This is a genomic window from Serratia sp. 506_PEND (genome assembly GCF_001076875.1).
Classification (GTDB): Bacteria; Pseudomonadota; Gammaproteobacteria; order Enterobacterales; family Enterobacteriaceae; genus Serratia; species Serratia marcescens.
In genome coordinates this window covers 1-7,900 of sequence record NZ_JVEL01000144.1, presented here as the reverse complement: position 1 = coordinate 7,900, position 7,900 = coordinate 1, and the positions used below count along the sequence as shown (strand labels likewise).

Annotated in this window: 10 protein-coding genes and 1 pseudogene; 4 read left to right on the top strand and 7 right to left on the bottom strand. The window is 57.2% G+C overall.

The window, feature by feature from the left end:
• A partial coding sequence (locus ADK28_RS32050; protein WP_161802687.1) for a hypothetical protein occupies positions 1-1,170 on the top strand: 1,170 nt, incomplete at its 5' end.
• Positions 1,171-1,239: 69 nt separating this feature from the next.
• Here ADK28_RS32050 and speG read toward each other — a convergent pair.
• From speG to purM, 3 genes are all read right to left on the bottom strand, one after another.
• On the bottom strand, positions 1,240-1,791 hold the full coding sequence (gene speG / locus ADK28_RS03915; RefSeq protein ID WP_048794942.1) for a spermidine N1-acetyltransferase: 552 nt from the start codon (positions 1,789-1,791) through the stop codon (positions 1,240-1,242).
• Between the two features lie 113 nt (positions 1,792-1,904).
• Complete coding sequence (gene purN, locus ADK28_RS03910) at positions 1,905-2,543, bottom strand: phosphoribosylglycinamide formyltransferase (RefSeq protein ID WP_048794941.1); 639 nt, start codon at positions 2,541-2,543, stop codon at positions 1,905-1,907.
• Positions 2,543-3,580, bottom strand: a complete 1,038-nt coding sequence (gene purM / locus ADK28_RS03905) for a phosphoribosylformylglycinamidine cyclo-ligase (protein ID WP_016926726.1) — start codon at positions 3,578-3,580, stop codon at positions 2,543-2,545. The genes purN and purM overlap by 1 nt, the downstream gene beginning before the upstream one ends.
• 255 nt (positions 3,581-3,835) lie before the next feature.
• Here purM and upp point away from each other — a divergent pair, with 255 nt between their 5' ends.
• Positions 3,836-4,462, top strand: a complete 627-nt coding sequence (upp, locus tag ADK28_RS03900; protein WP_004941642.1) for a uracil phosphoribosyltransferase — start codon at positions 3,836-3,838, stop codon at positions 4,460-4,462.
• Between the two features lie 207 nt (positions 4,463-4,669).
• The gene (gene uraA, locus ADK28_RS03895) at positions 4,670-5,959 is read left to right on the top strand and encodes a uracil permease (protein ID WP_004941645.1); all 1,290 of its coding nucleotides are present in this window, start codon (positions 4,670-4,672) and stop codon (positions 5,957-5,959) included.
• A 47-nt stretch (positions 5,960-6,006) separates the two neighbouring features.
• On the opposite strand, the gene ADK28_RS03890 is transcribed toward uraA, so the two are convergent.
• The 3 genes from ADK28_RS03890 to ADK28_RS31240 form a co-directional block, all read right to left on the bottom strand.
• Positions 6,007-6,255: a GlsB/YeaQ/YmgE family stress response membrane protein gene (locus ADK28_RS03890; protein WP_016926728.1), complete on the bottom strand. Its 249-nt coding sequence runs from the start codon at positions 6,253-6,255 to the stop codon at positions 6,007-6,009.
• 33 nt (positions 6,256-6,288) lie between these two features.
• Positions 6,289-6,804 carry a hypothetical protein gene (locus tag ADK28_RS03885; protein WP_048794940.1) on the bottom strand — a complete coding sequence of 172 codons (516 nt, stop codon included), beginning with the start codon at positions 6,802-6,804 and terminating at the stop codon, positions 6,289-6,291.
• 165 nt (positions 6,805-6,969) lie between these two features.
• On the bottom strand, positions 6,970-7,161 hold the full coding sequence (locus ADK28_RS31240; RefSeq protein WP_126181472.1) for a hypothetical protein: 192 nt from the start codon (positions 7,159-7,161) through the stop codon (positions 6,970-6,972).
• Here ADK28_RS31240 and hda point away from each other — a divergent pair.
• Positions 7,077-7,778 (top strand): DnaA inactivator Hda, encoded by a 702-nt coding sequence (gene hda, locus ADK28_RS03880; protein ID WP_025159568.1) that lies wholly within the window; start codon positions 7,077-7,079, stop codon positions 7,776-7,778. The genes ADK28_RS31240 and hda overlap by 85 nt on opposite strands.
• A 48-nt stretch (positions 7,779-7,826) precedes the next feature.
• Here hda and ADK28_RS30945 read toward each other — a convergent pair.
• Positions 7,827-7,900 (bottom strand): annotated as a pseudogene (locus ADK28_RS30945) (ArsC/Spx/MgsR family protein); the annotation flags it as partial.

Here is a 7,900-nt window from a genome sequence, read left to right as displayed (position 1 = left end):
AAGGTCATCGTGCCCGCCGGTACCTACAGCATCAAGAGGCAGATCGTTTTTTTAAAGCCAGGTGTACACATCGTTGGCGAAGGAATTCAGTCAACGAAGTTACTCCTTACGGCTGACCTGGGGGAGCTGGGGGCCGTTTTCAAATTTGACTCTGATATTGCGGGGTACTCTACCGTTGGCGTGTGCGTCAAAGATATCTCTATCAATATGGCCAGCCATACCGGGAGCGCAATTGTTTTACGTAAGCCCTATGACGGTTTTATTCTGGAGAATATCAATATTGATAATTTGGCGGATAGCGGTATCGGCATTGTTATCGAGCCGAATAACGATGATAATCCGTCGGACAAAGTCTCCCAGACGCTAACGGCAATAAACGTCCTGGTAAAACATACCAATATGACGGCAACAGCGCCTTGTTTTTATGCTGAGGCATTACAAGAGGCCGTCTTCATCAATTGCAAAGCGTTTGGTGGCCCAGAGAGCTATGTTAACCAGGCGCCATGCCACGGTTTTTTATTTGTAGATTGCCGCGGCATCACCCTGATTGGCTGCAGCGTGGCGTTTACCGGCCTGCACGGTATTTCTATCGTTTGTTCTAACCGCCCTTCGACAGGGTTCTTTTTGTATGGCACAACGGCAGAGTCTTGCAAAGGGATCGTTAAAGCGTCAGGAAGCGTCAATAGCAGTGTCAGTCAGCTTTATATTGACTCCATACGCGCGGAGGGAGGAACGGAAAATACGGCAGGCACCTTTTCACTCAACAAAGTTATCGAGGCCAGCATTAATTCGGGATCGAATTCGGTCACGATCGATAGCCAAAGTGCTCTGGTGTCCGTTTCATCTCTTGATGTGGGTAAAGTCAAAAATTCTGGTCAGAACTGTTTGGTCATCGGATTGCCTTCGGGGGCAAACAATGGATATTCAATTAATGCCAGTGCCTTCAGCGTGGCGAAAGAGGGAACTAAAATTATCAATGGCAATACCGATTTGATTGAAATGCATGCCTCCGGTGCCCGTGTGGTCGCTATCGATTACCCCTGGAGCGAAGGCAATACGTCGCTAAGCCTGCTGACGAACAGAAAAGGGAAGATGGGATTTGAGCGAGTGATGCTGGGGGAGGAGAATAGCGCCGGCACCGGTTTTAGAGCGCTTAAGATAGCGAACTAACCGGGTTAATGCCTTTTATCTAATGAAGAAAACCCGCCAGCGCGGGTTTTCTCTTTTTCTCGCTAGCCGTCACTTCACCAGCGGCTTATCGCTTGGCGTTTTGAACTTCGCCAGATATTGCGGCTGGAAGATGCACATGCGCAGCACGGTGCGGTATTCGCCGTTGACGAAGAACTCGTCGATCAGCTCGCCTTCCACGTTGAAGCCCAGCTTGCTGTAGATGTGGATCGCCTTCGGGTTCTCCTTATCGACGATCAGGTACAGCTTGTACAGGTTCAGCACCGAGAAACCATAGTCCATCGCCAGGCGGGCGGCGGTGCTGGCATAGCCTTTGCCCTGGTGGGCGGGATCGATGATGATCTGGAACTCAGCGCGGCGGTGGATGTGATCGATCTCCACTAGCTCTACCAGGCCGACCTTGGCGCCTTCGTGCTCGATGATAAAGCGGCGCTCGCTCTGATCGTGGATGTGTTTGTCGTAGAGATCGGAAAGCTCGACAAAGGCTTCGTAGGGTTCTTCAAACCAATAGCGCATGACGCTGGCGTTGTTGTCCATCTGGTGGACGAACGACAGATCGTCCCGTTCCAATGGACGTAATCTGACGTTGGCAGTGCTGGACATGTGGGCTCCTCTGTGCCGTGAAATTGTGCAAAGTATAACTTCACAGAATGGATGAAGGCGAAAAAAAACGGCGCCGCGCGGGCGCCGTTTAGGCAAGGTTCAGGCTGCGCGCATCAGTCGGCGGCGTGACCCTGCTCAGGCAGGCGTTCGCCGTCCAGCCAGGCGGCGCCGTCGCGCATCGCCAGGCGGCCGTCGACGAACCAGCTCACCACCAGCGGATAGATCGTGTGTTCCTGGGTTTGCACCCGTTCAACCACGTCATCCTCTTCGTCGTCAGCGAAAATCGGCACCTTGGCCTGCAAGATCACCGGGCCGCCGTCGAGCTGTTCGGTCACGAAGTGCACCGAGGTGCCGTGTTCGTTGTCGCCGTTGTCAATGGCCTGACGGTGGGTATGCAGCCCCGGGTATTTCGGCAGCAGGGAAGGGTGGATGTTCAGCATGCGGCCGGCATAGCGCTGCACGAACTGCGGGCTGAGGATGCGCATGTAGCCGGCCAGCACCACCAGATCGGGCTGGTGCTGGTCGATGGCGTCCGCCAATGCGGCGTCGAACGCCGTGCGATCGGCGTAGGCCTTGGCATCCAGCGCCTGGGCGGCGATGCCCGCCGCTTCGGCGCGTTGCAGGCCATAAGCCTGCGCCTTGTTGCTGAACACCGCCACGATTTCGGCGGCGATGCGGCCCTGCTGGCAGGCGTCAATCAGCGCCTGGAGATTGCTCCCCTGGCCGGAGACCAACACCACGATCTTTTTCATCAGTTGATGACCACTTGTTGTTCGTCGGAAGAGGCGGTCAGTTTACCGATTTTCCATGCTTTTTCACCTGCCGCGGTCAGCAGCGCGATGGCCGCTTCCACTTCGGCTTCCGGCAGGGCGATGACCATGCCTACGCCGCAGTTGAAGGTGCGGTACATTTCATGACGGCTGACGTTGCCGGCCTGCTGCAGCCAGGTGAACACCGCCGGCCACTGCCAGCTGGCTTCGTCGATCACCGCCTGCATGCCTTCCGGCAGCACGCGCGGAATGTTTTCCCAGAAGCCGCCGCCGGTGAGGTGAGCGATGGCGTGTACGTCAACCTTCTCGATCAGCTCCAGCACGGACTTCACGTAAATTTTGGTCGGCGCCAGCAGGTGGTCGGCCAGCGGCTTGCCTTCCAGCTGAGTGGCGGTCGGATCGGTGTTGCTCACTTCCAGGATCTTGCGCACCAGCGAGTAGCCGTTGGAGTGCGGGCCGGAAGCGCCCAGGGCGATCAGCGCATCGCCGGACTGCACTTTGCTGCCGTCGATGATCTCGGATTTTTCGACCACGCCGACGCAGAAACCGGCCACGTCGTAGTCTTCGCCGTGGTACATGCCCGGCATTTCAGCGGTTTCGCCGCCGACCAGCGCACAGCCGGACTGTTTGCAGCCTTCGGCGATGCCGGTGATCACGCTGGCCGCGGTGTCCACATCCAGCTTGCCGGTCGCGTAGTAGTCGAGGAAGAACAGCGGCTCGGCGCCCTGAACCACCAGATCGTTGACGCACATCGCCACCAGATCGATGCCGATGGTGTCGTGGCGTTTCAAATCCATCGCCAGACGCAGTTTGGTGCCCACGCCGTCGGTACCGGAAACCAGCACCGGCTCGCGGTATTTCTGCGGCAACGCACACAGGGCGCCAAACCCGCCCAGACCGCCCATCACTTCCGGGCGACGGGTCTGTTTAACTACACCTTTGATGCGATCTACCAATGCGTTGCCTGCATCGATATCGACACCTGCGTCTTTATAGCTGAGAGAGGTTTTGTCGGTCACTGCGCGATTCCCCACGACGGTTTGCGGTTTGAAAACTGTGCTTCCGATGTTGATTCCGGAATAAGGCGCGGCAATTCTAACAGCGCAGGCAAACGTTTGCGAGCGGCTTGTGAACCGGCTCCGCTTTTTCGTCATCTATACTGATATTCAAACTTTTGTTGATCCCGATCGGGCTATTGTGGGTGGCGCGGCGAAAAAAAGGAGGTATAATCCCGCGATTTTTTTGGCCGCAACCACCTTAATAGGAGAAAAATGATGAAGATCGTTGAGGTGAAACACCCGCTGGTAAAACACAAGCTTGGCCTGATGCGCGAAAATGACATCAGCACCAAACGCTTCCGTGAGCTGGCCTCAGAAGTGGGTAGTTTACTGACCTATGAAGCGACCGCCGATCTGGAGACGGAAAAAGTCACCATCGAAGGCTGGTGCGGGCCAGTTGAAGTGGATCAGATCAAAGGGAAAAAGATTACCGTAGTGCCAATCCTGCGCGCAGGCCTAGGCATGATGGAAGGGGTGCTGGAGCACGTGCCGAGCGCGCGCATCAGCGTGGTGGGCGTATACCGCGACGAAGAAACCCTGGAGCCGGTGCCGTACTTCCAGAAACTGGTTTCCAACATCGAAGAGCGCATGGCGCTGGTCGTCGACCCGATGCTGGCCACCGGCGGTTCGATGATCGCCACTATCGATCTGCTGAAGAAAGCCGGTTGCCACAGCATCAAGGTGCTGGTCCTGGTTGCGGCGCCGGAAGGCATCGCCGCGCTGGAGAAAGCGCATCCGGACGTTGAACTGTACACCGCCTCCATCGATCAGTGTCTGAACGACAAGGGCTACATCGTGCCGGGCCTGGGCGATGCGGGCGACAAGATATTTGGTACCAAGTAAACATTTGAGCCGACTTAACGAGTCGGCTTTTTTATGCTCTTCGTCTTTCAAGCTACAGCGTTGTTGGCTGCAGGCAATAACCCCAGTCACTTATTTGATATAAGCTTCTGGGGATTATTGCCCTGGCCGCCTGGCTGTAACTTGAAATCCATTGAGCATAGACAATTCAGCTTGCATAACGATTAATGACTCAGAGGAAAAGCACCCATGACCCGTCGCGCCATCGGCGTCAGCGAGCGCCCGCCGCTGCTCCAGACCATTCCGCTCAGCTTCCAGCACCTGTTCGCCATGTTCGGCGCCACCGTGCTGGTGCCTATCCTGTTCAAGATCAACCCGGCGACCGTGCTGTTGTTCAACGGCATCGGCACGCTGCTGTATCTGTTCATCTGTAAAGGCAAGATCCCGGCCTACCTCGGTTCCAGTTTCGCGTTTATCTCGCCGGTGTTGCTGCTGTTGCCGCTCGGTTACGAAGTGGCGTTGGGCGGTTTCATCATGTGCGGCGTGCTGTTCTGCCTGGTGGCGCTGATCGTGAAAAAGGCCGGCACCGGTTGGCTGGACGTGATGTTCCCGCCGGCGGCGATGGGGGCGATCGTCGCCGTCATCGGCCTGGAGCTGGCGGGCGTGGCGGCCAACATGGCGGGCCTGCTGCCGGCGGAAGGCGCCAGCGCCGACTCGACCACCATCACCATTTCGCTGGTGACGCTGGCGGTCACGGTGCTCGGCTCGGTGCTGTTCCGCGGCTTCCTGGCGATTATCCCGATCCTGATCGGCGTGCTGGTGGGCTATGCGCTGTCGTTCTTTATGGGCGTGGTGGATTTGACCCCGATCCGCGAGGCGCACTGGTTCGCACTGCCGACCTTTTACACCCCGCGCTTTGAGTGGTTCGCCATCTTCACCATTCTGCCGGCGGCGCTGGTGGTGATCGCCGAGCACGTCGGCCACCTGGTGGTGACCGCCAACATCGTGAAGAAAGACCTGATCCGCGATCCGGGCCTGCACCGCTCGATGTTCGCCAACGGCATCTCGACGGTATTCTCGGGCTTCTTCGGCTCCACGCCGAATACCACCTACGGCGAGAACATCGGCGTGATGGCCATCACCAAGGTCTACAGCACCTGGGTGATCGGCGGCGCGGCGGTGCTGGCGATCCTGCTGTCCTGCATCGGCAAGCTGGCGGCGGCGATCCAGGCGGTGCCGGTGCCGGTGATGGGCGGCGTTTCCCTGCTGCTGTACGGCGTGATCGGCGCCTCGGGCATTCGCGTGCTGATCGAGTCCAAAGTGGATTACAACAAAGCGCAAAACCTGATTTTAACCTCGGTGATCCTGATTATCGGCGTGAGCGGCGCCAAGGTGCATATCGGCGCGGCGGAGCTGAAAGGCATGGCGCTGGCGACCATCGTCGGCATTGGCTTGAGCCTGCTGTTCAAGGTCATCAGCCTGTTCCGCAAGGAAGAAGAGGTGCTCGACGCGCCGGACGAACCGGCGGAGCAGAAGTAACGAAAAGGGCAGCCCAAGGGCTGCCCTTTTGACTTATGGCATTCGCCTTAGCTGCGAATTTTGCGGTACACGAACAGCACCACGATGGCGCCGATAACCGCCACCACGAAGCTGCCGAAGTTGAAGCCGTCAACCTTGCCGTAGCCGAAGAAGGTGCTGATATAGCCGCCGACCACGGCGCCGATGATCCCCAGCACGACGGTCAGAATAAAGCCGCCGCCGTCTTTGCCGGGCATGATCCACTTAGCCAAAATACCGGCGATCAGGCCGAAGATAATCCAGGAAATAATCCCCATTTACTGCTCCTTTCTTTTGTGGCTGAGAATAGCTTACTGCTGGGTGGCCGGCTGAGTATTGCCGTTCACCGCCGCATCGGTTTCTTGTTTCAACTCTTGCGCTTTGTTTTCGGCGCTGTTCTTGATGGCTTCGGTCTTCGCCTTGGCCTGCTCGGTCAGATCGTTGGCGCCGTTGATGGCGTCGTTTTTGATGGCCTTGGCCTGATCCACCAACTGCTGGCTCTGTTTGCCTGCGTCGTCTTTGATCGCGGCGGCCTTGGCCTTGGCGTCGTTGGTGATGGCGCCCGCCTGCTTGGCGGCGTCTTCTTTAATCGCCGAAGCTTTGTCTTTCAGCTGATCCGCCTGAGTGGCGGCCTCTTTTTTGATTTCATCCGCCGTCGCTTTCGCCTTGTCCGTCAGATCGTCCGCTTTTTTCTGGGCGGCGTCTTTCATCTGCTCGGCGCTGTCTTTGGCTTTATCCAGGTTGGCGTCAACCTTGGACGAGTCATCACAGCCGGCAACCAACAACCCGATAAAGGAGGCCAACAGCACTTTATTCCATACTTTCATCGTCTATATCCTTGCAGAAACCTTGTTGATGGTGATTGCGTTTAGCCTACCTATACTAGGCCAGATTTGGCTTAAATGACAAATTTAACCTGCGCAGGCATGGGGTTAGGGAATTAACTCGGATAATTCTTGCCTTGGCGGGGGCCGCAGCCAATCAAGCGGCGCTTAGGCATTGTTCACTATTGCGGCATAAGATCCAGCCGGTTCAACAGCGCCCGTTTTCTGTGTTAAACTGCCCACGTTTTTCTGCCAGTTTTGGTTGAGGTGCTTCTCTGAATACGCCGGCACAGCTTTCACTGCCACTTTATCTTCCCGATGATGAAACTTTCGCCAGTTTTTATCCGGGCGAGAACCCATCCCTATTAGCCGCGATCCAATCCGCCGTCCGTCAGGAACATGGCAGCTATATCTATTTCTGGTCGCGTGAAGGCGGCGGGCGCAGCCATTTGCTGCATGCGGCCTGCGCAGAGCTTTCGCAGAAGGGGGAAGCGGTGGGCTATGTGCCGCTCGACAAGCGCGCTTACTTCGTGCCTGAAGTGTTGGACGGCATGGAGCAGCTGGCGCTGGTCTGCATCGATAATATCGAATGCATCGCCGGCGACGAAGAGTGGGAGATGGCGATCTTCAACCTTTACAACCGCATCCTGGAAACCGGCCGCACCCGTTTGTTCATCACCGGGGATCGCCCGCCGCGTCAGCTGAACCTGCGTTTGCCGGATCTGGCTTCGCGTCTGGACTGGGGGCAGATCTACAAGTTGCAGCCGCTGTCGGACGAAGAGAAGCTGCTGGCGCTGCAGCTGCGCGGCAAACTGCGCGGCTTCGAGCTGCCGGAAGACGTGGGCCGCTTCCTGCTGAAACGGCTGGATCGCGAGATGCGCACGCTGTTTATGACTCTCGATCAGCTCGATCGCGCCTCGATCACTGCCCAACGCAAGCTCACCATTCCGTTCGTTAAAGAGATCCTGGGGCTGTAGCCGCTACCGTAAAAGAAAGGGCGCAATAGTCCGCGCCCGAATTCGAATTTACAAAATCTCCAGCACCTGCTCCGGTGGCCGGCCGATGCGCGCCTTGCTGCCTTTCACCACGATCGGTCGTT